General features: G+C 61.0%; 22 protein-coding genes. 12 read left to right on the top strand and 10 right to left on the bottom strand.

The features are described 5' to 3' along the window. Window positions 1-2: 2 nt before the first annotated feature. The 10 genes from rplO to bfr all read left to right on the top strand — a co-directional run bounded on the left by rplO (window position 3) and on the right by bfr (window position 7,151). On the top strand, window positions 3-437 hold the full coding sequence (gene rplO, locus PST29_RS27060; RefSeq protein WP_007924183.1) for a 50S ribosomal protein L15: 435 nt from the start codon (window positions 3-5) through the stop codon (window positions 435-437). Continuing rightward, window positions 438-1,766, top strand: coding sequence for a preprotein translocase subunit SecY (gene secY / locus PST29_RS27055; protein WP_007924182.1), 1,329 nt, complete (start codon window positions 438-440; stop codon window positions 1,764-1,766). Window positions 1,767-1,790: 24 nt separating this feature from the next. Continuing rightward, the gene (gene rpmJ, locus PST29_RS32020; protein ID WP_002555468.1) at window positions 1,791-1,907 is read left to right on the top strand and encodes a 50S ribosomal protein L36; all 117 of its coding nucleotides are present in this window, start codon (window positions 1,791-1,793) and stop codon (window positions 1,905-1,907) included. A gap of 130 nt (window positions 1,908-2,037) precedes the next feature. Beyond that, entirely contained in the window at window positions 2,038-2,394 is a 357-nt protein-coding gene (gene rpsM / locus PST29_RS27050) for a 30S ribosomal protein S13 (RefSeq protein ID WP_003186020.1), read from the top strand. Window positions 2,395-2,424: 30 nt separating this feature from the next. Next, window positions 2,425-2,814 carry a 30S ribosomal protein S11 gene (gene rpsK / locus PST29_RS27045; RefSeq protein WP_007924177.1) on the top strand — a complete coding sequence of 130 codons (390 nt, stop codon included), beginning with the start codon at window positions 2,425-2,427 and terminating at the stop codon, window positions 2,812-2,814. A gap of 18 nt (window positions 2,815-2,832) precedes the next feature. Further along, window positions 2,833-3,453 carry a 30S ribosomal protein S4 gene (gene rpsD, locus PST29_RS27040; RefSeq protein WP_011063772.1) on the top strand — a complete coding sequence of 207 codons (621 nt, stop codon included), beginning with the start codon at window positions 2,833-2,835 and terminating at the stop codon, window positions 3,451-3,453. A gap of 22 nt (window positions 3,454-3,475) precedes the next feature. Further along, window positions 3,476-4,477 carry a DNA-directed RNA polymerase subunit alpha gene (locus tag PST29_RS27035; protein ID WP_007970428.1) on the top strand — a complete coding sequence of 334 codons (1,002 nt, stop codon included), beginning with the start codon at window positions 3,476-3,478 and terminating at the stop codon, window positions 4,475-4,477. Between the two features lie 42 nt (window positions 4,478-4,519). Then, window positions 4,520-4,906, top strand: coding sequence for a 50S ribosomal protein L17 (gene rplQ / locus PST29_RS27030; RefSeq protein WP_007924175.1), 387 nt, complete (start codon window positions 4,520-4,522; stop codon window positions 4,904-4,906). A gap of 176 nt (window positions 4,907-5,082) precedes the next feature. After that, the gene (locus tag PST29_RS27025) at window positions 5,083-6,531 is read left to right on the top strand and encodes a catalase (RefSeq protein WP_060844772.1); all 1,449 of its coding nucleotides are present in this window, start codon (window positions 5,083-5,085) and stop codon (window positions 6,529-6,531) included. 155 nt (window positions 6,532-6,686) lie between these two features. Beyond that, window positions 6,687-7,151, top strand: coding sequence for a bacterioferritin (gene bfr / locus PST29_RS27020; protein ID WP_060841335.1), 465 nt, complete (start codon window positions 6,687-6,689; stop codon window positions 7,149-7,151). A 117-nt stretch (window positions 7,152-7,268) separates the two neighbouring features. On the opposite strand, the gene uvrA is transcribed toward bfr, so the two are convergent. Further along, window positions 7,269-10,103, bottom strand: coding sequence for an excinuclease ABC subunit UvrA (uvrA, locus tag PST29_RS27015; protein ID WP_060844771.1), 2,835 nt, complete (start codon window positions 10,101-10,103; stop codon window positions 7,269-7,271). A 178-nt stretch (window positions 10,104-10,281) separates the two neighbouring features. Between uvrA and PST29_RS27010 the strand changes: the two genes are divergently transcribed. Continuing rightward, complete coding sequence (locus PST29_RS27010; protein WP_060844770.1) at window positions 10,282-11,676, top strand: MFS transporter; 1,395 nt, start codon at window positions 10,282-10,284, stop codon at window positions 11,674-11,676. A 9-nt stretch (window positions 11,677-11,685) separates the two neighbouring features. Next, complete coding sequence (locus PST29_RS27005) at window positions 11,686-12,195, top strand: single-stranded DNA-binding protein (RefSeq protein ID WP_011063767.1); 510 nt, start codon at window positions 11,686-11,688, stop codon at window positions 12,193-12,195. A gap of 83 nt (window positions 12,196-12,278) precedes the next feature. On the opposite strand, the gene PST29_RS27000 is transcribed toward PST29_RS27005, so the two are convergent. From PST29_RS27000 to PST29_RS26960, 9 genes are all read right to left on the bottom strand, one after another. Beyond that, a complete protein-coding gene (locus tag PST29_RS27000; protein ID WP_060844769.1) occupies window positions 12,279-13,331 on the bottom strand; it encodes a hypothetical protein in 1,053 nt (350 codons plus the stop codon). A 14-nt stretch (window positions 13,332-13,345) separates the two neighbouring features. Then, window positions 13,346-15,172, bottom strand: coding sequence for a hypothetical protein (locus tag PST29_RS26995; RefSeq protein WP_060844768.1), 1,827 nt, complete (start codon window positions 15,170-15,172; stop codon window positions 13,346-13,348). Window positions 15,173-15,175: 3 nt separating this feature from the next. Further along, a complete protein-coding gene (locus PST29_RS26990; protein ID WP_060844767.1) occupies window positions 15,176-16,462 on the bottom strand; it encodes a hypothetical protein in 1,287 nt (428 codons plus the stop codon). Window positions 16,463-16,475: 13 nt separating this feature from the next. Next, a complete protein-coding gene (locus PST29_RS26985) occupies window positions 16,476-17,417 on the bottom strand; it encodes a hypothetical protein (RefSeq protein ID WP_060841329.1) in 942 nt (313 codons plus the stop codon). Between the two features lie 66 nt (window positions 17,418-17,483). Continuing rightward, window positions 17,484-19,913 (bottom strand): hypothetical protein, encoded by a 2,430-nt coding sequence (locus PST29_RS26980; RefSeq protein ID WP_060844766.1) that lies wholly within the window; start codon window positions 19,911-19,913, stop codon window positions 17,484-17,486. Between the two features lie 11 nt (window positions 19,914-19,924). Beyond that, window positions 19,925-21,112, bottom strand: coding sequence for a hypothetical protein (locus PST29_RS26975; protein WP_060841327.1), 1,188 nt, complete (start codon window positions 21,110-21,112; stop codon window positions 19,925-19,927). Further along, window positions 21,091-22,536, bottom strand: a complete 1,446-nt coding sequence (locus PST29_RS26970; RefSeq protein WP_060844765.1) for an alkaline phosphatase family protein — start codon at window positions 22,534-22,536, stop codon at window positions 21,091-21,093. Before PST29_RS26970 ends, PST29_RS26975 begins: the two co-directional genes overlap by 22 nt. Continuing rightward, the gene (gene eboE / locus PST29_RS26965) at window positions 22,526-23,764 is read right to left on the bottom strand and encodes a metabolite traffic protein EboE (RefSeq protein ID WP_060844764.1); all 1,239 of its coding nucleotides are present in this window, start codon (window positions 23,762-23,764) and stop codon (window positions 22,526-22,528) included. Before eboE ends, PST29_RS26970 begins: the two co-directional genes overlap by 11 nt. Then, the gene (locus PST29_RS26960; protein WP_060841324.1) at window positions 23,761-24,645 is read right to left on the bottom strand and encodes a TatD family hydrolase; all 885 of its coding nucleotides are present in this window, start codon (window positions 24,643-24,645) and stop codon (window positions 23,761-23,763) included. The genes eboE and PST29_RS26960 overlap by 4 nt, the downstream gene beginning before the upstream one ends. Window positions 24,646-24,656 lie beyond the last annotated feature (11 nt).

Genomic DNA, 24,656 nt, shown 5'->3' with positions numbered 1-24,656 from the left:
CGATGAAACTCAATGATCTGAGTCCAGCGCCGGGTTCCCGTCGCGAAAAGCATCGTCCGGGCCGTGGTATCGGTAGTGGTTTGGGTAAGACTGGTGGCCGTGGTCACAAAGGTCAGACTTCCCGCTCCGGTGGCACCATTGCTCCAGGCTTTGAAGGCGGTCAACAGCCGCTGCATCGTCGCCTGCCAAAGTTCGGTTTCGTTTCCCTGAAAGCCATGGACCGCGCAGAAGTGCGTCTGTCCGAGCTGGCTAAGGTGGAAGGCGACATCGTCACTGTGCAGTCCCTGAAAGATGCCAACGTGATTAACCAAAACGTTCAGCGTGTGAAAATCATGCTGTCCGGCGAAGTTACTCGCGCTGTGACCATCAAGGGTATCGCCGCCACCAAAGGTGCGCGCGCGGCTATCGAAGCAGCTGGCGGCAAGTTCGAGGAATAAATGGCTAAGCAAGGTGCTCTCTCTGCGCTCGGCAAAGGCGGTATGTCTGAACTCTGGGCTCGTCTGCGTTTTCTGTTCCTGGCGATTATCGTCTACCGAATAGGCGCACACATCCCGGTACCAGGTATCAACCCTGACCGACTCGCAGACCTGTTTCGACAGAATGAGGGGACCATTCTTAGCTTGTTCAACATGTTTTCCGGCGGCGCGCTGGAGCGGATGAGCATCTTTGCGCTGGGGATCATGCCGTATATCTCGGCATCGATCATCATGCAACTGATGACAGCCGTCAGCCCGCAGCTGGAGCAGTTGAAGAAGGAAGGTGAAGCTGGCCGTCGCAAGATCAGCCAGTACACCCGCTACGGCACTGTCGTCCTAGCTCTGGTTCAGGCCATCGGCATGTCCGTTGGTCTGGCGGGGCAGGGCGTTGCGTTCACTGGTGACTTTGGCTTCCATTTCGTCGCGGTATCCACTTTTGTGGCTGGTGCGATGTTCATGATGTGGCTGGGTGAGCAGATTACTGAGCGTGGTGTTGGCAACGGTATCTCGATGTTGATTTTCGCAGGTATCGTCGCCGGTCTTCCGAGAGCGATCGGGCAGTCTTTCGAGTCTGCACGTCAGGGTGATATCAATATTTTTGCCCTGGTTGCGATCGGTTTGCTGGCAGTAGCGATTATCGGTTTCGTGGTGTTCATTGAGCGTGGCCAGCGTCGTATTGCTGTTCACTACGCCAAGCGTCAGCAGGGCCGTAAGGTGTTTGCTGCGCAGACCAGCCACTTGCCGCTGAAAGTGAATATGGCCGGTGTTATTCCTGCTATCTTCGCGAGCAGCATTTTGCTGTTTCCGGCTTCGTTGGGTGCCTGGTTCGGTCAGTCTGAAGGTATGGGCTGGTTGCAGGACATCTCGCAGTCGATCGCTCCTGGTCAGCCGTTGAATATTCTGCTGTTTAGTGCAGGGATTATTTTCTTCTGCTTCTTCTATACGGCGTTGATGTTCAATCCGAAAGACGTAGCGGAAAACCTGAAGAAGTCCGGTGCCTTTATTCCGGGCATCCGTCCAGGCGAGCAGTCGGCGCGCTACATTGATGGCGTACTGACCCGCTTGACCATGTTCGGTGCTCTATATATGACGGCCGTGTGCCTGTTGCCCCAGTTCCTGGTGGTTGCTGCAAACGTTCCGTTCTACCTTGGCGGGACCTCGTTGCTGATCGTGGTCGTGGTTGTTATGGACTTTATGTCGCAAGTACAATCGCACCTCGTTTCCCACCAGTACGAATCCCTGATGAAGAAAGCCAACCTGAAGGGTTACGGCAGCGGAATGCTGCGCTAATCCATAAGGTTCGAGGAGTTGGTGATGAAAGTTCGTGCATCGGTGAAAAAGCTGTGCCGTAACTGCAAGATTATTCGCCGCGAAGGTGTTGTTCGAGTAATTTGCAGCGCGGAACCGCGTCACAAACAGCGCCAAGGCTGAGTGTGATTGTGCTTCAAGCCCGGCAGCTAGTGCGCTGCCGGGTTGATTATTTGTTATTACAGCGATATTATCTCGCGCCCTATTTCTTGGCTTCCGGGGCGTAGGTAGCTGTCAATTGGAGTCCCACTGAATGGCCCGTATTGCAGGCGTTAACATTCCAGATAACAAGCATACTGTTATCTCGCTGACCTACATCTATGGTGTTGGTCGCACTACTGCACAGAAAATCTGTGCGGTGACTGGGGTCAACCCAGCTGCGAAGATCAAGGATCTGAGCGACGAGCAAATTGAACAGCTGCGTGGCGAAGTGGCGAAGTTCACCACTGAAGGTGACCTGCGTCGCGAAATCAACATGAAAATCAAACGCTTGATGGATCTGGGCTGCTACCGCGGTCTGCGCCATCGTCGTGGTCTTCCAGTGCGCGGTCAGCGTACCAAGACCAACGCGCGTACTCGCAAAGGTCCGCGTAAGCCGATCCGCAAGTAATCGCACCAGCGAATCGACAGGAATTTAGTCATGGCAAAACCTGCTGCTCGTCCTCGTAAAAAGATTAAAAAGACAGTGGTTGATGGCATCGCCCACATCCACGCGTCTTTCAACAACACCATCGTGACCATCACCGACCGTCAAGGTAACGCTCTTTCCTGGGCAACCTCCGGTGGTTCGGGTTTCCGCGGTTCTCGCAAGTCCACCCCGTTTGCTGCTCAAGTAGCTGCTGAACGTGCTGGTCAAGCTGCGCTGGAATATGGCCTGAAGAACCTCGACGTTAACGTCAAGGGCCCAGGTCCAGGTCGTGAATCCGCAGTCCGCGCTTTGAACGGCTGTGGCTACAAGATCGCCAGCATCACCGACGTGACGCCAATCCCGCACAACGGGTGCCGTCCGCCGAAGAAGCGCCGCGTGTAATCCAGGAGATTGTAAAGAATGGCTCGTTACATTGGTCCAAAATGCAAACTGGCTCGTCGCGAAGGCACCGATCTCTTCCTGAAGAGCGGCGTGCGCGCTATCGAATCCAAGTGCAACATCGAAGCAGCTCCTGGCATCCACGGCCAGCGTCGTGGTCGTCAGTCCGACTACGGTACTCAGCTGCGTGAAAAGCAAAAAGTCCGTCGTATCTACGGCGTACTCGAGCGTCAATTCAGCGGCTACTACAAACAAGCAGCTGGCAAGAAGGGCGCAACCGGCGAAAACCTGTTGCAACTGCTCGAATGCCGTCTGGACAACGTTGTATACCGCATGGGCTTCGGTTCTACTCGTGCCGAGTCCCGTCAGCTGGTATCGCACAAGTCGATCAGCGTAAACGGTCAGACCGTTAACGTTCCGTCCTACCAGGTTCGTGCTGGTGACGTGGTCGCTGTTCGCGAGAAAGCAAAAAATCAACTTCGCATTGTCCAAGCTCTCGATCTGTGTGCTCAACGTGGCCGCGTAGAATGGGTAGAAGTAGACACTGAGAAGAAGTCGGGCGTTTTCAAGAACGTTCCAGCTCGCAGTGATCTGTCCGCCGACATCAACGAAAGCCTGATTGTCGAGCTCTACTCCAAGTAAGGGCTAGAAAATAGGTGCATCCATGCAGATTTCGGTAAATGAGTTCCTGACACCCCGCCACATTGATGTGCAGGTTGTCAGTCCAACCCGCGCCAAGATCACTCTCGAGCCTCTCGAGCGTGGCTTTGGCCACACCCTGGGCAACGCGCTGCGCCGCATCCTGTTGTCCTCAATGCCCGGCTGTGCAGTAGTCGAGGCCGAGATTGACGGTGTGCTCCACGAGTACAGCGCCATCGAAGGTGTACAGGAAGACGTAATTGAAATCCTGTTGAACCTTAAAGGTCTGGCTATCAAGCTGCACGGCCGTGACGAAGTTACGCTGACCTTGTCGAAGAAGGGTTCGGGGGTGGTTACCGCTGCCGATATTCAGCTGGATCATGATGTCGAGATCGTTAACCCCGATCACGTAATCGCTAACCTGGCGTCTAACGGCGCCCTGAACATGAAGCTCGTAGTAGCTCGTGGTCGTGGTTATGAACCGGCCGACTCGCGTCAGAGCGATGAAGACGAAAGCCGCAGCATTGGTCGCTTGCAGCTCGACTCTTCGTTCAGCCCGGTTCGCCGCATCGCATACGTGGTGGAAAACGCCCGTGTCGAGCAGCGTACTAACCTGGACAAGCTGGTTATTGATCTGGAAACCAACGGTACTCTGGATCCTGAAGAGGCTATCCGTCGTGCTGCAACCATCCTGCAACAGCAGTTGGCTGCGTTCGTCGACCTCAAAGGTGACAGTGAGCCAGTGGTAGTCGAGCAGGAAGACGAGATCGATCCGATCCTGCTTCGCCCGGTTGACGATCTGGAACTGACTGTACGTTCGGCTAACTGCCTTAAGGCGGAAAACATTTACTACATCGGCGACCTGATTCAGCGTACCGAAGTAGAGCTGTTGAAGACTCCGAACCTGGGTAAGAAATCCTTGACCGAAATCAAGGACGTTCTGGCCTCCCGCGGTCTGTCCCTCGGCATGCGCCTCGACAACTGGCCGCCTGCAAGTCTTAAGAAGGACGACAAGGCGACTGCCTGATCGTCGTAATCACCGAACGTTGTGTTTGGTAAGGAATGAACCATGCGTCATCGTAAAAGTGGGCGTCACCTGAGCCGCACCAGCTCGCACCGCAAGGCCATGTTCCAGAACATGGCGGTGTCGCTGTTCGAGCACGAGCTGATCAAAACTACACTGCCGAAAGCTAAAGAACTGCGCCGCGTTGCCGAGCCGCTGATCACTTTGGCCAAGACAGACAGCCTGGCTAACCGCCGTCTGGCTTTCGACCGTACTCGTTCGAAAGCTATCGTTGGTAAGCTCTTCAACGACCTGGGCAAGCGTTACGCTACCCGTGAGGGTGGCTACCTGCGCATCCTCAAGTGCGGTTTCCGCGCTGGCGACAACGCTCCTATGGCGTACGTTGAACTGGTTGATCGTGCTGTCGGCGGTGAAGCTGTATCCGCTGAGTAAGACGTCAGTCTGAAACAAGGAACCGGGCCTAGTGCCCGGTTTTTTGTGTCTGCATGTATAAGATATTTCTATCGTTAACTAATGTGTAATGCATTGGATGTTGTAACACTGGTGATCAATACTCCTTGTCAGCCGATTAGCCGGCAGTTTCACAGACTGACAGAGGAAGATTGTGCATGAGCCAGACCAAAACTCTTACAACCGCTAGTGGCGCTCCTGTCGCTGACAACCAGAATTCCCGCTCCGCCGGCCCTCGGGGCCCGTTGCTTCTCGACGATTTTCACCTGATCGAAAAGCTTGCCCATTTCAACCGTGAGAATATTCCTGAGCGTCGTGTGCACGCCAAGGGCTCGGGTGCCTATGGCACTTTCACTGTCTCTCGCGATATCACCCAATACACCAGCGCGAAGCTGTTTGAAGCAGTTGGCAAGAAGACTCCGACCTTCCTGCGTTTCTCCACCGTGGGCGGTGAACGTGGCTCGGCTGATACCGAGCGTGACCCTCGCGGCTTCGCCCTCAAGTTCTACACGGAGGAAGGCAACTGGGACATCGTGGGCAACAACACACCGGTATTCTTCATTCGCGACCCACTGAAGTTTCCCGACTTTATCCACACCCAGAAACGCCTTCCCCAGAGCAATCTGAAAAGTGCCCAGATGATGTGGGATTTCTGGTCGCACTCGCCTGAGGCGTTGCACCAGGTGACCATCCTGTTTTCCGATCGCGGTATTCCAGACGGCTACCGTCATATGCACGGCTTTGGCAGTCACACCTACAGCCTAATCAACGCCAAGGGAGAGCGGCACTGGGTCAAGTGGCACTACAAGACCAAGCAGGGCATCAAGAACCTCGCGCCGGCAGAGGCGGCACGCCTGGCCGGTACCGACCCGGATTACGCTCAGCGCGACCTGTTCAATGCGATCGAGCGCGGCGATTTTCCGAAGTGGAGCGTGTGCATTCAGATCATGACTGAGGCACAAGCCGCGGCGCACTACGAGAACCCGTTTGATGTGACCAAGACCTGGTCGCAGAAGGAGTTCCCGTTGATTGAGGTGGGTGAGTTGGAGTTGAACCGCAATCCGCTGAACTACTTTGCCGAGGTCGAACAGGCCACCTTTGGCCCAAGCAACATGGTGCCAGGTGTCGGGCTTTCGCCGGATCGTATGCTGCAGGGCCGGGTATTCGCTTACGCCGATGCGCACCGCTACCGCGTGGGCACCAACCATCAGCAGCTGCCGGTGAACGCTCCATTGAGCCCGGTAAACAGCTACCAGCGTGACGGCTCCATGGCGTTCGGAAGCAATGGTGCTGCTGCGCCGAACTACGAGCCCAATAGCTACAGCGATGCCCCGAAGCAGGCTCCACGCTACGCAGAGCCGCCCCTGGCGCTTAGCGGTGCGGCAGCCCGCTACGATCATCGTGAAGACACCGACTATTACAGTCATGCAGGGGCTCTGTTCCGCCTCATGAACGATGAGCAGAAGGCTCTGTTGATCAACAACATTGCCGGTGCCATGACCGGGGTAACGGCTGATGTGGTTGATCGTCAGCTGCAACATTTCTACAAGGCTGACCCGGCTTACGGCGAGGGTATCGCCAAAGCGTTGGGCGTATCGCTCAAGTAAGTCTAAATAAGAAGCAGAACCGCCCTCATTAGGGCGGTTTTTGCGTTATTTCTACTGGTTTTCTCGGATATTCTTCACTTTTATGGCTCTTTCTAAGTGACCTGCAAGTCAGCTTGGTTCAAACTACCCACTTTCAAGCAGGGAGATTTAGGGCGATGCAAGGTCACCCGGACGTAATCGATTACCTCAACACGTTGCTGACGGGCGAACTGGCAGCACGCGACCAATATTTCATTCATTCGCGGATGTACGAGGACTGGGGCTTCACCAAGCTCTACGAGCGTATCAACCACGAAATGGAAGAAGAGGCGCAACACGCCGATGCCCTGATACGCCGCATTCTGATGCTCGAAGGCACACCGCGCATGCGCCCCGATGATCTCGACACCGGAACCACGGTGCCGGAGATGCTGGCCAGCGACCTGCGTCTGGAATACAAGGTCCGCGCTGCGCTTTGCAAAGGCATCGAGCTGTGCGAGCTGCACCAGGACTATGTCAGCCGCGACATTCTGCGTATCCAGTTGGCAGATACCGAAGAAGATCACACCTACTGGCTGGAGAAGCAGTTGGGCCTGATCAAATCCATCGGTCTGGAAAACTACCTGCAATCGCAGTTCTGATTGCGTGAGGTTTGGTTGCCTGTTCGCGAGCGAGCTCGCTACTACGGGAAACGCAGCAATCCATAGAGACAAAAAAGCCCCTGGCACTGTGAAGTGCCAGGGGCTTTTTCATGGGCCTCAGGCGCGGTCGCGAGTCAGCAACGGCTTGAGGTAATGCCCGGTGTGGGATTGGGGCATTTCCGCAACCTGCTCCGGGGTACCGACGGCGATGATCTGGCCGCCTTTGGAGCCGCCTTCCGGCCCCAGGTCCACCAGCCAGTCGGCGGTCTTGATCACATCCAGGTTGTGTTCGATCACCACCACGGTGTTGCCGTGATCGCGCAGGCGGTGCAACACGTCCAGCAGTTGCTGGATATCCGCGAAGTGCAGGCCAGTGGTCGGCTCGTCGAGGATATACAGGGTCTTGCCGGTGTCGCGCTTGGACAGCTCACGGGACAGCTTGACCCGCTGGGCTTCGCCGCCGGACAAGGTGGTCGCCGACTGGCCAAGCTTGATGTAGGACAGGCCCACATCCATCAGTGTTTGCAGTTTGCGCGCCAGGGCCGGAACCGGGTCGAAGAATTCACGCGCTTCCTCGATGGTCATTTCCAGCACTTCGTGGATGTTCTTGCCCTTGTACTTGATCTCCAGCGTCTCGCGGTTGTAACGCTTGCTCTTGCACACGTCGCAGGGCACGTAGATGTCCGGCAGGAAGTGCATCTCCACCTTGATCAGACCATCACCTTGACAGGCCTCGCAGCGGCCACCCTTGACGTTGAAGGAGAAGCGGCCAGGGCCATAGCCCCGGGAACGGGACTCCGGAACGCCGGAAAACAACTCGCGAATCGGGGTGAACAGCCCGGTGTAAGTCGCCGGGTTGGAGCGCGGAGTACGACCGATCGGGCTTTGATCGATGTCCACCACCTTATCCAGGTGCTGCAGGCCGTTGATGCTGTCGTGCGGTGCCGCTTCCAGAGTGGTGGCACCGTTGAGCGCCGTGGCGCTCAGGGGGAACAGGGTGTTGTTGATCAGCGTCGATTTGCCCGAGCCGGATACCCCGGTAACGCAGGTCAGCAGACCAATCGGAATTTCCAGGTCGACATTGCGCAGGTTGTTGCCGCGCGCGCCCTTGAGGGTCAGGGAAAGCTTCTTGTTGCGCGGCGTGCGCTTGGCCGGCACCACGATCTTCACCCGGCCGGACAGGTACTTGCCGGTCAGGGAGTCCGGGTGCGCCATGACTTCTGCCGCAGTACCTTCGGCAACGATTCGGCCGCCATGCACACCGGCGCCCGGGCCGATGTCCACCACGTAGTCGGCCAGGCGGATTGCGTCTTCATCGTGCTCGACCACGATGACCGTGTTGCCGATATCCCGCAGGTGCTTCAGGGTGCCCAGCAGTCGGTCATTGTCCCGCTGGTGCAACCCAATGGATGGCTCGTCGAGGATGTACATCACCCCCACCAGGCCGGCACCGATCTGGCTGGCCAGGCGGATACGCTGGGCCTCGCCGCCGGATAAGGTATCGGCGCTGCGATCCAGGGTCAGATAGTCGAGCCCCACGTTCACCAGGAATTGCAGGCGCTCGCGGATCTCCTTGAGGATCTTGTCGGCGATTTCGCCGCGTCGCCCGGTGAGCTTCAAGGTACCGAAGTAGTCGGTGGCATCGCCGATGGGCAGGCTGGTGACCGCCGGCAGGGTTTTCTCGCCGACCCAGACATGACGGGCCTCGCGGCGCAGGCGCGTACCGCGGCAGTCCGGGCAGGGCTGGGTGCTGAGGAACTTGGCCAGTTCCTCACGCACCGTGGCCGACTCGGTTTCCCGGTAGCGACGCTCCAGATTCGGCACTATCCCTTCGAACGGGTGGGAGCGCTTGACGATATCGCCGCGGTCGTTGAGGTACTTGAAGTCGACATTCTGCGTACCGCTGCCCTGCAGGATGACTTTCTGCTGGTCCGCCGGCAGCTGGTTGAACGGCACCTCCAGGCTGAACCCGTAATGCGCAGCCAGCGAGCCGAGCATCTGGAAGTAATAGACGTTGCGCCGGTCCCAGCCGCGAATCGCGCCTTCGGCCAGGGTCAGTTCGCCATTGACCAGACGCTTGATGTCGAAGAACTGCTTGACCCCCAGGCCATCGCAGGTCGGGCAGGCGCCGGCCGGGTTGTTGAAGGAGAACAGCTTGGGTTCCAGCTCGCTGATGGCATGGCCGCAGATCGGACAGGCAAAGCGTGCGGAGAAGATCATTTCTTCCCCCGGCTCGTCGTCCATCGGCGCCACCAGGGCAATGCCGTCCGCCAGCTTCAGTGCGGTCTCAAAGGATTCCGCCAGGCGTTGCTGCAGATCGCCACGCACCTTGAAGCGGTCGACCACCACATCGATGGAATGCTTCTTCTGTTTATCCAGCTTCGGCAATTCGTCCAGCTCGAACAGCTTGCCGTTGACCCGCGCTCGGACAAAACCCTGGGCCCGCAGCTCTTCGAAGACCGACAGGTGTTCACCCTTGCGCTCGCGAATCACCGGGGCCAACAGCATCAGCTTGCTGCCTTCGGGCTGGGCCAGCACCAGATCGACCATCTGGCTGACGGTCTGGGCTTCCAGCGGGATGTCGTGATCGGGGCAGCGCGGAGTACCGACGCGGGCATAGAGCAGGCGCAGGTAGTCGTAGATTTCGGTGATGGTGCCGACAGTGGAGCGCGGGTTGTGGGAGGTGGATTTCTGCTCGATGGAAATCGCCGGCGACAGACCTTCGATGCTGTCCACATCGGGCTTTTCCATCATCGACAGGAACTGTCGGGCATAGGCCGACAGCGACTCGACATAGCGGCGCTGGCCTTCGGCATACAAAGTGTCGAAAGCCAGGGACGACTTGCCGGACCCAGACAGCCCGGTGATGACGATCAACTTGTCCCGCGGCAGGGTCAGGTCGATGTTCTTCAGGTTGTGGGTGCGGGCCCCACGAATCAGAATCTTGTCCAAAAGTGGCCTCGATCGGCGGGCGTAAAGGCAGGAGTATAAAACCAAATACTGGATGGATGCACACTATCGTGCGTGGCTTTTTCGGTTGCCGCTCAGGGCTGCGCGGCAAAGCGTCGCCATATACCCCCTCTACCGATCCGACTGGTAGAATCGCCGCCGGTTCACACGAGGTTTTTCCATGCACGATCCCCACAGCGAACGCATGAGCGGCAGCGAGACCCGCGCAGCAAGCGGCCTGGCCCTGGTGTTCGCCTTCCGTATGCTTGGCATGTTTATGGTACTGCCGGTCCTGGCAACCTATGGAATGGATCTCGCAGGAGCGACCCCGGCCCTGATCGGCCTGGCCATTGGTGCCTATGGCCTGACCCAGGCGATTTTCCAGATTCCCTTCGGGATCATTTCCGATCGCATCGGGCGCCGTCCGGTGATCTACCTGGGGCTGATCGTGTTCGCCCTGGGCAGCGTGCTGGCGGCTAATGCCGACTCGATCTGGGGCGTGATCGCCGGCCGGATCCTGCAGGGCGCCGGGGCGATTTCCGCAGCGGTGATGGCGTTGCTCTCGGACCTGACCCGGGAGCAGCATCGGACCAAGGCCATGGCCATGATCGGCATGACCATCGGCGTCTCCTTTGCCGTCGCCATGGTGGTCGGCCCGCTGCTGACCCGCAGCTTCGGCTTGTCCGGGCTGTTCCTGGCCACCGGTGGCATGGCCCTGGTGGGGATCCTGATCATTGCCTTCATGGTGCCGCGCGCCACCGGGCCCCTGCAGCACCGCGAGTCCGGAGTGGCGCGTCAGGCGCTGATTCCCACCCTCAAGCATCCGGACCTGCTGCGCCTGGACCTGGGTATCTTCGTGTTGCACGCGATGCTCATGTCGAGCTTCGTTGCCTTGCCCCTGGCGCTGGTGGAAAAAGCCGGCTTGCCCAAAGACCAGCATTGGTGGGTGTACCTCACCGCACTGCTGATCTCCTTCTTCGCCATGATCCCGTTCATCATCTACGGCGAGAAGAAACGCAAAATGAAACGAGTTCTCTTGGGCGCGGTCAGTACGCTGCTGCTCACCGAGCTATTCTTCTGGGAGTTCGGCGACAGTTTGCGGGCGCTGGTGATCGGCACCGTGGTGTTCTTCACCGCGTTCAACCTGCTGGAAGCGTCCTTGCCGTCGCTGATCAGCAAGGTGTCGCCGGCAGGCGGCAAGGGCACGGCGATGGGGGTGTATTCCACCAGCCAGTTCCTCGGTTCGGCACTGGGTGGCATCCTCGGCGGCTGGTTGTTCCAGCATGGCGGTTTGTCGGTTGTGTTCCTTGGAGGGGCAGGTCTGGCTGCACTCTGGCTGGCCTTTGCTGTTACCATGTGCGAGCCCCCGTATGTGACGAGCCTGCGCTTGCCGTTATCGCCCGAAGCGATCCGCGAAGCCGGCCTGGTCGAGCGCCTGAAGGCCGTTGTTGGGGTAACAGATGCCGTAGTGGTGGCCGAAGAAGCCGCCATTTACATCAAATTGGACACCGAATTATTGGATCGCACGACCCTCGAGCAGCTGGTCAATCCAGCGCCGTCGGCGCGCGAAGCCTAGGAGAACGTTATGGCCCGTGGGGTTAACAAAGTCATATTGGTCGGCACTTGCGGCCAGGATCCCGAAGTTCGCTACCTGCCCAACGGTAACGCCGTGACCAACCTGAGTCTGGCCACCAGCGAGCAGTGGACCGACAAGCAGACCGGTCAGAAGGTCGAGCGCACCGAATGGCACCGTGTGTCGATGTTCGGCAAGGTGGCCGAGATCGCCGGCGAGTACCTGCGCAAAGGTTCGCAGGTCTACATCGAAGGCAAGCTGCAGACCCGCGAGTGGGAAAAAGACGGTATCAAGCGCTACACCACCGAGATCATCGTCGACATGCAGGGCACCATGCAGCTGCTGGGCGGCCGTCCACAGGGCGACCAGCAGGGCCAGGGCGGCATGTCCAACTCGGCACCGCGTCCTCAGCAGTCCCGTCCTGCGCCGCAACCGCAGCGTGAGTCGCGTCCGGCACCACAGCAGGCCGCTCCGCAGCCGGCACCGGACTTCGACAGCTTCGATGACGATATTCCGTTCTGAACCACCGCTTTTCAGCGTTCAGCACCGATGAAAAAGGGGCCCTGCAGGGCCCCTTTTTTATGCCTGGCTGATCAGGCGCAGGCTCATAGCTGCACCCGGCGCAAGCGCCCGCTCAGGGCCACCACCTGCTGATCCGCCGTGGGAATCGGGCGTCCGCTCAGGCCCATGCCTTCGCTCACCAGCACGGCATTCGCCACGCAGCACAGGTTGGACGGCGTATCCAGGCCCTGGGCCAGTACCTGCACCGAGCGTTGCTGCAGGTCGCAGCGCAGCAGGCGTCCGCTGAATCGGGCAAAGCCGCCGTGCAAGGTCTCGCCGGACCAGTCGGGCTGCAGGGGTTGCAACAGCCGGTCGCACAGTTCCAGCACCAGAATCCGTCCCTGCGGGTCCAGCGCCAGTCCGGTGGGCAGTTGCAGCCCGCGAATCAGCACCTCGATCCTGCCGCTGGCGGGCCAGACCCGAATCACCTGGCCGGCCTTGTCGGCGAAGTCGATGCCCTTGCGCGCCGGATCGCGATGCAATTCTCCGGAGAACAGGCTGATCAGCACCGCATCGGTCTGCGCTTCGTGGACCAGGGTCACGGGGACCGCTTCCTGGCCCTGATCCAGGTCGGGCAACTGGGCCAGCACCTGTTCGCCGTCCTCGGTGAACTCCACCAGCTGGTTGGTATCGGGCTTGACCGCCAGCCAGCTGTGACGCGAGGGGTGATAGCACAACGAATTGAGGTTGCCGCGGCTGTGAAACACCGGCTCGGGCAGGCGGTATTGCAGGTCCAGCAGTTTGGAGCCGGCCACGTAATCGGTCTGGCTGGCCAGGTAGCGGCCGGCACCGAAGGCGATGTCCGACAACCCCATGATCTCGTCGCGCAGCATCCGCGCCTGCATGTTCATCGAGCGAAAGCCCTCGGCCAGGACCTCGGGCGGCAAGTAGGCGCCGGGGGCATGGGGATCGGGTCGCAGGCGACTGATGCGACCACTGAATGCCTGGTCCGGCAGGCCTGAGCCGGCCTCCACCAGCAGCAGGCTGCCATCGTCTTCCACGCAGATACCGCGAGGGTTCAACAGCCCCTCGGCGATGATGCTGCTTGGGCACGACAGCCGTTGCGGCTGGGCGGGAATGAGTAAAGCAACGGGCATGATCGTCTCCTTGTTCAAGGCTGCCAGGGGGTGCCATTGAGATAGGCCGTCAGCAGGGCGCGCTGGCTCGGCGACATCGAGCGCACCACCGACATGTACAAGGTGGTGTTCTGATACTCGGGCGATATCCGGGCCAGGATCGCCTGCTTGTAGCCCATGACCGCGTCGGGCTGGTTGAGCTGGATGTAGCGCGACATGGCGGGGAAGGCCAGGTAATGGAAGCGCAGCACGTTTTGATACGCCTGTTCCCAGGTGACGATGCTGCCGGCGGGAATGCCGAAGTCGCTCCAGGCATATTTGCGAAAGTTGCTGAAGCTTTGGGTCAGGGGATTGCCGCCGATGCTGTAGGTCAGGGTGGTGAAGCCGGCCTGAGTCCTGGACCCGGCAACGGGGACGACGCTGAAGCTCGCCGAAGGCTGGCCGGCGGTCACGGTGATCGCGCTCGGCAGCTCCAGGAAGTCCCAGTAGCGCAGGGCCTGATAGACCGAGGTCGCCGAGGCCTGAATGCGGATCAGCGTATCCTGCTGCACCGGGGCTCCCAGGTAACGGACTTGCAAGGTGACCTGCACGCCGGGGCTGTCCGGGTCGAGGTAGGTGTTGCGCTGATCGCTGTAGACCCGGTACGGGCACTCCGGGGCCGATAGGGCTGGATTGCGGGCACTCCCGGGAGCGCTGATGCACAGGGGCGTGCTCTGCACCAGTTGGGTCTGGGCGGTGTCCAGGGGCACGTCGATGATGCCGCCGTAGCGGTAGTAGTCCTGCAGGATCGGGGCGCTGGGCTCGAAGCTCGCCAGGGCGCTCGTGCCTGCGGCGATGGTGACGGTCCCGTAGTCGGCGTTGGGGCCGATGGGGCTGGTGATATCGTCACGCACGGCCCTGAACCTCTGCTTGGGGATCAGGTTGACCATGTCGATGCTCAATAGCCCGTTGGCCACCTCGGCGTAGGCGACGCTGGTGATGTTCAGGTCCTCGTCGGCGTTGATGATCTGGCGGCCCGGCGGGCAGATCTGCGGTTCATCGGCGTAGGCCGTGGCCAGGGTGCCGATGACCCGGCCGATGCTCGGGTTGGGGCTGAACTGGTTGGCGGCGTAATCCGCGTTCAGTTGCTCGGTGGTCAGGGTCGGGCACATTTCGAACATCACGAAACGCAGCACGATCCCGGTGGCGTTGGGCGCTTCGATCAGGGCCTTGAGCCCGGCGCTGTCCTTGTTGTAACTGACGATGCTGCTCAGGGGGAACGTCAGTTGAAAGGTGCCGCTGCCGTGAAAGGAGCCGGGGGAATCCATCTTCCCGGGCTCCAGGACTCGGGTGTTGACATCGAAACTGCTGCAGACCGCGTTCCAGCGGATCAACAGTTGCGGACTGTCGCTGCCGCCGATCTGCAAGCCGCCGACAAAGATCTGGGTGGTGGTGGTTGCCGTGGGATCCAGGTCGACCATCATCGGGCCGGAATACGGACCTTGTCCGGTACCTGGCGTCACCGATCCCAGCAGGTACACCGGCTGGCCCACCAGATCCCCTTCCAGCGCAATGTGCCCCGGGGTGCCCTGGGAGCTGATCAGCGCGTTGTGCAGGGTCACCACGTGGTCGCCGTAGTGGTTCCAGCCGCCGGCGGTGTAGCGGCTGTCGGAATCGATCCTGGGGTCCGGGGCGTTGATCAATTCAAACAGCTTGTCATCGCTGTAGGTCCGGGCCTGTTCCGCCACGGTGGAGGTGGTGAGGTCGAACAGGTCCAGGGACGATTCGATGCCATCGGGCAGGGTTGGCGAGTTGTTCGGCACGCTGACGTCGGTGGAGATGCCGCCCCAGAAGTTCAGTCGGGGTCCGTTCAATATGCTCATGGTCTATTCCTTATCCTTGGCGACGCTGGTGACGGGGGCATGGGCGAATCTGAACAGGAAGGAGAAGTCGCTCTTGTACTGGCTGTTGAGCGGTGTCGCCATGGAGTGACAGTTCATGCAACTGCTGTTGGGCTGGATGTAACTCTCCATGGTGACGTTGGCCGACAGCGATGGCGTTGGCTGCCCCAGCGGGTTGCCCGGATTGTCCGGCGACTGGGGGCGTTGGGTGGTGATCAACTGGTAGTACTTGAACACGCTCTGCTGTACCTGCGGATTGCCCTGGTACTGGGTATTGACCTGCTGGGTCGCGTCGGCGATCGGGGTGACCCGGTTCAGCGGGTCCGGGGTGCTGAAGCTGGTGCCGGGTTTGGGCGTGCAGACCATTTTCCCGGCCTGCTGCTGCCACAGGCAGGGGGATTGGTTGAGGCGGTCGGCGGGGGCCTTGGCGTTGAAGTAGGAGTAGAAAATCCCCGAGACCGGCTGGTCCACCCACTTGCCCTCGATCCTGGCCTTGGGAGGCACGTTGTCGACCTGCTCGAAGGTCGACCAGATCCACTGCGGGAAGCCCTCCACCTTGCTGATGATGTGCAGCCCCACCAGCCCCAGGTTGGCGGTCTTGGTGCCGTTGGGCCGTCCCTGGCTGTCGAACTTCGTCACCAGGGCTTTCATCGTCAGGTAGCGGCGGCTGTCGTCGGCGCTGGTGAGGATGCGCCAGCTGGCCTTGATCTCGCTGGCGTTGCTGGGAAAGTTGATGTTCTGCGCGGCATCGACGATCGCCGCGTTGTAGAAGTCGTTGGCGACGATGTAGTTGTAGGACACCTCGTTGGCGGCGATGTCGTAGTAGGTCGGGTTGCCGCGCTGATCGATCAGCCAGCCGCCCACGGCCTGGTTGTCCGACTGCACCACCTGGGTGTTCTTGAGCGCGGCGATGTTGATCAGGCTGAGGTTCCTGCGCGGCAGTTGCGAGTTCCAGGGGCCCGGGTTCTTGGCCCCGGGCAGAAAGGTTTCGCTGACGCTCTTGTAGGTCTGCCACACGGTATTGCCCGGGCTGCCCAGGGACTTGCTGCAATCGGCCACCCCGCGCTGCCCGGCCTTGGCCGGCCAGTTCAGGTTGATGAACATCTGCCAGCTGTATTGATCGAAGGCTGCTTGCGAGGCGCCGGCCGCGGGCACCACGGCGCTGGGTGGGCAAGTGGTCTGCGGTCCGGGCGCGCTGGGCTGCAGGGCATGGGCCGGCAGGCTGCCGAGGCCGAGCAGCAACAGGGCGGTGCAACGGTTCCAATGGTTCATGGCGCGGCTCCTGTCACTGCGGGGTGGGCGAGAGTTGGTTCCACTGCGGCCGGGCACCGTTTTTCAACGAGGGTGGCGGGTTGAAGAGCTGGCAGTCCGGTGGGTTGGCCGGGCACATCTTCGCCACCTGGTCCCAGGTCTTGGCCGGGTCCGGCTTCTCGTTGCGCCAGTTGCGATAGTTCTGGCTGACGATCGGTGCATTGGCGACGCTGGCATCGCCGGAGAAGTAGAACGACTGCGGATGCTGATAGGGCGGCTGGCCCTGGCCGTCGCTGGTGGCCTGCTTGTAGAAGGCGTAGCCGAACAGAATCGGACTCGGCTTGACCGGAATCTCCAGGGCGTAGGCCTGCACGCTACCGTCCAGGTGCTGGCTGCGGGCGGCGCTGTAGGGCAGGTGCTTGATGAAGTCGCGGCGTGGCGGGTGGTTCATCGGCGAGAACATGCAGCAGGCCGGCATGTCCTTGGGCCGATCCTCGGGGTAGGTGAGGAAGTAGGCCTTGTTGCCCAGGGAGACGAAGGAGCAGGTGTAGTTGTTGTTCTTGATCGGGAAGATCGGCAGGCAGTACTTCTCGTAGTGCTCCATCATCGCCCCGGAACCGTCGCCGTCGGCCGGCACATAGTCGTTGTCGTAGTAGCTGGTGCCCTGGGACACGGTGTAGTCGGCAGGCTTGAGGGTACTGGGCGGGCTGCTGTAGGGCGGCGGGTTGTTCTTGTAGTGGGCGGTGACCCGGTACATGGTCCAGTCGCTGACCCAGGTCGCCGGGTAGAGCGGATCGGCCGGATCGCCCGGGTGGCGCTTGGCGATGCAGTTGTTGGTCTTGGCGTCGCAGCCCTTGTTGTTGTGCACGCCCATGTTGAAGTAGACGTTATCGGGGTATTCCTGGGCCCAGGATGCCTGGCTGGCGCACAGCAGGGTGGCGGCCAGCAGCAGGCGCTTGAGTGGATTGGCGTTCATCTGACTCTCCTTTGCAAAGCCGGGCGACTCGGGTCGCCCGGTGTTCCAGTGCCTGAGCGTTGCGGCTCAACCTTGCTGATAGGCGTTGAGGTCGAGCGGGGTCGGTGGGTAGCCCGTGCTCACCAGATCCTTGGCCCAGATCTCCAGCACCTGGCGCCGGCTCTGGGGCAGGTCCCGGGTGATGGGCATGGCCAGGGTGCTGGCCTCCTGGTACTCCTTGCTGATCAGGGTGATGAACTGCTCGATCGCGCCCTCGATGCGCTGCAGGGAGTTGAGCGGCATGTACTTGTTCATGATCGGGTAGAGGTAATAGAAGGGCTGCAGGATTTGCGGAAAGATGAACTCTTTCCAGATCCGCACATTGGCGTCGTCGAACTGGTACACCCGGTTCCAGCAGTCGATGAAGTCCTTGAGCATCTGCGGCTCTTGCGGCAGCACCCGCAACGGCGAGAGGAAGTCGGTGAAGGCGTCGGTGTAGGAGAAGCTGAACGGAATGCCCGTCGGATCGTCCTGAATGAAAAAGCGCAGGGTGGGAAAGCCCGGCGCCACGGCTTGCACCGTCAACTGGGCGATGCCGTCGGCATTGGTCTTGATGCTGGTCAGGCTGTAGTTCACGGTGGCGCCCAGGCCGGCGTCATTGTCCAGCTTCCCGGTCATCGGCTGCGGCTTGTCGAACTTCAGGCACGGCCTCAGGTCGACGGCGGCCGGTGTTTTCAGGAACTCCTGATAGGTGATAGGGGTGCTTACCGGCTCATCGCACGCGGTAGCCTTGACGATCATGGCGCTCAGGCGCCTGCCGCTGCCCTCCCTGAACAGGCTCGGATGCTGCGAACTGTCGACGAACTGGGGCATGCCCGGCTCGTTCTTCGCTCGCATGTCGGGAAGGTCTTTGATCAGCACGAAGTCCGCCGGGTTGCTGAACGCCAGGTAGTAGTTGCTGGTGGTCAGCATGAAGGCGTTGTTGTACTCGGCGACCCACAAGGTGGTGCCGGCCGGCGCGGGCTTGCCGTTGTACTGCACCATGATGTTCAGCGTCCGGCTGTCACCGACGTCGATGAAACTGCCGCTCTCGATGACTTCCGCGGTCCACATCTGCTGGTGGGCGGCGATGGTGTCGGTGCCCTTGAGCCGCAGCGCCAGGTTGCCGTTTTTCAGCAGGGCCTGGGCGCCGGCGTCGAGGGGCAGGTCCAGCAGGCCGGAACGCTTGTCAAAGTTCGATTGCTGATACTGGTCGAAGCTGATGCCGGTCAGGGGCTCGAAGTTGCCGCCCTGCTGGACCCCCAACTCATAGTCGCCGACATGGAACTTGGCGGCGACCGGAATAGCGTTGTTGCGGCCATCCAGGTCAGGGGCGGCCGGAAGGTCATGGACAGCCGGGTAGCTCGGAAAGGTATTGCCCAGGTCCAGCGACAGCGTACTGCCGTTGAGCTGGGCGCTGAGCACGCCCAGGTTGACCACCTGTTCCGGCTTGTGGATCACCGTGTCGCCCGGAACCTTCTTGTAGAAGTCCACCGGGGTCAGGGGCGTCAGGCGCTGGCCGGCCGGGGCGGTGGGGAACTCGTTGTTGAGCCACAGGCCCAGGGTGCCGGCGGTGCGGCTGTAGGCCGGGTTGAAGAAGGTTTCGGTCGGGTTGTCCAGGCCTATTTGATAGAGCATCTGCAGCCTGGACATGTCCCAGGGCGCCTGGGAGTGGCTGTTGACGATCTTGAAGTCGTTGAACAGGCCGTTCTTGTCGTAGACGGTCAGGTAGGTGGTGAACCTGAGCATCAGGCCCTGGGCGTCCTTGTTCTGCTCCATTTCATCCTTCAGGTTCTGCAGCAGTTGCGAACCGCCGAGGAACCAGTCCACCTGGTCTTTGGTAAAGCAGGTCTGCCAGGTACAGGTCACGTAGACCAGGCCGCCGAATGCCCCCCAATTGAAATCCAGGAAGCGGTTGAGCATGCGGCAGCCCTGTTTCAGGGTCACTCCGCAGGTGGTGTCGCCCAGGGTGATCTTGTCGAAGTACAGCGCGGTGAAGGTGTTCTGCCAGGGGCTGATGTCGACAAAACGTGCCGCGGTCGGGCTCGGGTTACCGAAGGAATTGCCCAGCAGTTGGTAGGACTTGTTGATCAGCGGATCGCTGTCGATGTAGCTGTCGACCTTGGATTCCCCGCCGATGATCACCGAGCGAAACTGTTGATAATCCACGGTGCCGCAGGCGTTGTCGCCGAACAGGTCCCACTCGGCGGGAATCATCGGGTAACTGTTGGGATCGCCGTTGGTCGGCACCTGCAGCACATAGTCCGGGACATTCTGGTAGGCCAGCGGGGTGATGCCCCAGGGCATCAGCGTCTGCGGGGCATTCTTGTCGTTGATCCCGTACTCGCTCAAGAAACGCCAGTTCATCTGCATCTTCACCGCGTCGTACAGCGGCAGCACATCGTTGTTGTTGAAGGTCGGCGGGTTCCAGAACATGAAACCGTTGAGGTAGATCCGGGGAAAGTTCAAGACGCTCATGGTGGCTCTCCTTAGCGTTTCCACTGGGCGCGTTTGAGCGACCAGACGTAGTCCAGTTTTTGATAACCGACGAAGTCTTTGTCCGGCAGTACGCTGGTGGGGTAGAGGATTCCGCCTGTGTGGTCGATGTTGAACGAGAAGAAATTGTTCTTCTGTGTCGAGTAGGCCGCGGTGCTGTGGCAAGCCAGGCACGAAGAGCTGCCCTGGAAGGCCGATTCCAGCTGGGAGTTGGCCAGCAGCTTGGGTTCGGCCTGGTGCTGGTCGTACTGCACGCCGATCAGTTCGTACTGGGCCAGGTTCGAATACTGCTGCTGGAAGCTGATGTTCACCGGTTTGGCGGCATCGGTGGGGCCGGTGATGTTGGTCATCGGCTTGGGTGGGGTGTCATTGGTGACGGTGTACTTGGGATTGTTGCGATTCTCGAAGGTGGTCCAGACCCAGTCCGGGGTCAGCTTGTTGATCACATGCATGCCGCTCAGGGCGGCGTAGCCCACCTGATACTGGCCGGTGCTGTCCACGTAGTAGGCCTGGGAGATGTAGTAGCCATCTTCGGCCAGCAGGGTCTTGAAGCCCTGGTCGGTGCCGATCCAGAACCAGGAGGTCTTCAACTCCCAGGCGGTGGCCGGGAAATCCAGGTTGCTGGTCAGCTTGGCAAGGCCATCGCGGTTATAGACCTTGTTGGCCACGATGTAGTTGAAGGTGTCCTTGCCCATCATCAGGTGGAAACGCACCAGTTGTTCGTGCTTCGACGGCGGGACCGGGGCACCGCTGCGCATTTTCAAGGCCAGGCCGTCGACCTGCTGAACGCCGTTCTGCGGGCTGCCAGCGGTGTCGTTGCCCAGGAACTGGAACAGCCCCTTGGGGTCCATGCCCTGTTTTTGCGCCAGCTCCGGCACCTCGCTCGGTAGATTCTCGCGCTCGGAGTAAGGCAGGGGCTCGGCGCCCTTCAACCGGTAGACCTGATCGGAAGGCTTGAAGGTCTCCCAGACCCGGAGGCCGCCGTTGCTGCCGTCGGCCTGGTTGAGGCAGACGAACCAGTTCCAGGCCATGGTTTCCGGGCTCTGCTTGAAGGTGCTCAGGGTTGTGCTCTGATCACCGTTGAAGGTGAGGAAGTTGTTGCAGTTGAACGGGCTGGTGGTCTGGGCCTGGGCTAGGCCGCTCAACACACTCAGCACGACTATAGGGATGGTTCGCCGCATGGAATCTCCTTGGCCTGAGCCGTATCGTCATTGGGGCGCCCTAGGAAATGCTCTAGGAGCAGGTGCTTTACCGCGGTGGCCGGCAGGTGTTCCGGCAGTGGTAAATCGCAGTCGGTGATCAGCAGGGGGCCCACCTCGGGGGTGCTCGGCAAGCGTCCGTGGCTGCCGCGAATCAGTGAGGTGTCCAGTGGAATCAGGTCCATGTAGTAGCGAAAGCCGAGCTTCTTCTGCAGCAGGCGCCGCGCTACCCGTAGCTTGGGAAAGCGGATCGCCGGGTCGATGAACAACTCCAGCGGGTCGTAGCCCGGCTTGCGGTGGATATCCACGGTGCGGGCGAAGTCCGGGGCCAGGCGATCGTCGAACCAGTAGTAGTAATCGAACCAGAAGCCCGCGGCGGCCACCGCCACCAGCTCGCCGCTGCGCGGGTGATCCAGCTGCCAGGCCCGCTGCTCGGTCTTGTCCAGCACCTGTTCGATGCCGGGCTGGCGCTGCAACAGCGCCTTGACCCGGGCGATGTCCTTGGGCTCGCGCACATAGATGTGGGCGATCTGGTGATCGGCCACGGCAAAGGCGGCGCTGGCGCCGGGATCGAGCAACTCCCAGCTCAGGGAGCGACGCACCTGCAACAGGCCCTGTTCACGCAGCACGCGGTTGATGGAGATCGACTGCTGTACCGCTTCGATGCCGTATTCGGACACCAGCATCACTGCCGCGCCCTGCTGCCGGGCAAAATCCAGCAGGCGCCCGACTTCGTGGTCGATGGCCCGCACTTCATCGCTGATGGACGGATGCTCGGGGCCCAGGCGCTGCAGGCTGTAGTCCAGGTGCGGCAGGTAGATCAGCTGCAGGTGCGGCCGGTTGATCTGGAACTCGGCGATGGCGCAGTCGACGATCCAGCGGCTGGAGGCAATCCCCGCCGCCGGGCCCCAGAAGCCGGGAAAGGGAAACTCGCCGATCTGCTGTTCAATGCGCTCGTGCAGTCCGGGCGGTGACGAATAGAGGCCGAACACTTTGCGCCCGTCAGCCGGGTAATGTGGCCGTGGAGTGATGGCCGCGTTCACCTGGGCATGCATGTTGAACCACCAGAACAGTTGGCTGCAGCGCAGGTCGGGGATCTGCCGCTGCAGGCTCTGCCAGATCTTCTCGCCCTGAATCAGCCCGTTGGGCTGCAGCCAGAAACGCACTTCGGCCTGATCGCGCCAGTACCAGCCGTTGCCGACGATGCCGTGTTCCGAGGGCGGCAAGCCGGTGAGGATCGAGGCCTGCACCGTCGAGGTCACGGCCGGGAACACCGGTTGCAGTCTGGCCATCCGCGCCCGTTGCAACAGGGCGTTGATGCGCGGCGTGGCCGGGCCCAGCAGGCTCGGCGTCAGGCCCACCACATTGATCAGCAGCAAGGGCTGGCGCAGGGTTTCAGAGGGCATGGGTGGGGGTCTCCATGAGCGACGCTTGCCCGTGCAGCAAGTGCCGTTGGCGCAGTTGTTCCTCGACCCATTGCAGTTCCGCGGCGATGCCGTGGAGCAGGGCCTGCTCGGTGTCCGGGCGCAAGGCGCCGGGCAGCACGTTCCAGCTGTAGGTCTCGACCTCCAGCACCGGCTGGAACTGTGGGTGGGCGGCTAGAAAGTCGAAGGTGCGCATCAGTGCCTGCTGGCTGCCATGGAGCTCCGGCAGCAGGAACTGCTGGCTGAACAGGGGCACATGGAAGTGGATCCGCAGCTCCGGGCAGTGCCCCTGCTGCGGCTGCGCCGCCTGCAGCGCCTTGGGCAGGTCGGCCCAGGCCAGCAGTTGCCCCGCGCGGTCCCGGGCCTTGACCTGATGCAGGTAGGTGGCTTCGACGAAGCTGCCCAAGGCCTGCAGCACCTGCTGGCGGCGTTGCGGGTCGCCCTCGGGCAAGTGGCAGATCAGCGCATTGGACAACTGGATCTTGCCCACCGGTATGCGCGCCTGCAGCAAGCGTTGCAGCGACTGGTAGCAGTCTTCGAAGACCACCGCCTGGTGGCAGACGTCGAAACACAGCGCCAGGTACTGATGGTGCGGGTCGCAGGTTTTCCAGCGTTGAAAGAAGGCGATGGCCTGATCGGTGTTTTCCAGGACGCAGTCCGGCTCCATTTCCAGGCACAGGAGGATCTTCTTGCCGCTGCGCCGATGCAGGCTGGCCAGCCCGGCGGTCAACTGCAACAGCTGAGCCTCGGCCTGTTGCTGCTGGGCAGCGTCCCACTGCGCGGCATAACCGAAGGGCACGCTGGAAATCACCCCCTGGGGACAGTCCAGGGGCAGGGCGGCAGCCAGCAGTTCCGCCAGTTGCAGGCTGTATTCCAGGCGCTGCGGCTCGGCCCAGGTCGGCCGATAGACCTCGGCCTTGACCGCGCCCTGATGGAATTGGCCATAAGGAAAGCCGTTGAGGGAGGTCAGGTGCAGCCCGCAGTCGTGGAGCAAGCCGAGGAACGCCTCGCGCGCTGCGGGCTGTTGCAATTCGCCGGCCGCCTGGGCGCTGATCCACAGGCCGCTGTCCTGCACCGCCAGCCCGCGCTGGCGGCGCACGCCCTGGAAGTGCTGCTGGATCGACGCCTGCAGATCGGCCACGCTCCGGGCCGGGTGCACGTTGCTGCAGTAGCCGACCTGCGCGGCGCTCCAACCGGCCCGGGCGCTCATTTGACCACCGGTTCCTGGCCGCGCAGGGCCGAGTTGTCCTGCCACTGGCGGCGCTGGTCGATGGGCAGCGGGGTGCTCACCAGCTGTTTGTCCAACTGCCCGCTCTGGGCGAAGAAATCCACCGGGTTGTGGAACAGCACCTGTTCCACCTGGGCCTCGTTGAACCCGGCGGCGAGCATGGCCTGGCCGGTCTTGGGCACCTTGAGCGGATCACTGATGCCCCAGTCGGCGGCGCTGTTGACCACCATTTTCTCGGTGCCGTACTGCTGGAGCAGGGCCACCATGCGCTGTTCCGACATCTTGGTGTTGGGGTAGATCGAATGCCCGCGCCAGCAATCGCTGTCCAGCACCAGGGGCAGGGTCAGTTCATTGAGGTGGTCGATGATCACCAGGTGCTCGGCAATGCCCACCTCGCGGATCACCGCCAGGGTGCGCTTGGTGCCGCCGATCTTGTCCCGGTGCGGGGTGTGCACCAGTACCGGCAGGTTGAACTGCCTGGCCAGTTCCAGCTGCGCGGCGAGAAAACGGTCTTCCTCGGGGGTGATGTCGTCGTAGCCGATCTCGCCGACGGCCACCACGCCGTCCTTGACCAGGTAGCGCGGGAGAATCTCCAGCACCTCGTTGGCCACCGACAGGTCATTGGCCTCCTTGGGGTTCAGGCCAATGGTGCAGAAATGGTGAATGCCGAACATGCTGGCGCGAAAGCGTTCCCAGCCCAGCAGGGTGTCGAAGTAATCGATGAAGCTGCCGACGCTGGTGCGCGCCTGACCTTGCCAGAAGGCCGGTTCGATGACTCCGGTGATACCGGCGGCGGCCATGTTCTGATAGTCGTCGGTGGTGCGGCTGACCATATGGATATGCGGGTCAAAGTACTTCGGCATGGTGAGTTCCT

The sequence above is a fragment of the Pseudomonas sp. St29 genome (genome assembly GCF_001547915.1).
Lineage (GTDB): Bacteria > Pseudomonadota > Gammaproteobacteria > Pseudomonadales > Pseudomonadaceae > Aquipseudomonas.
This window is presented reverse-complemented; position numbering and strand designations above follow the sequence as displayed.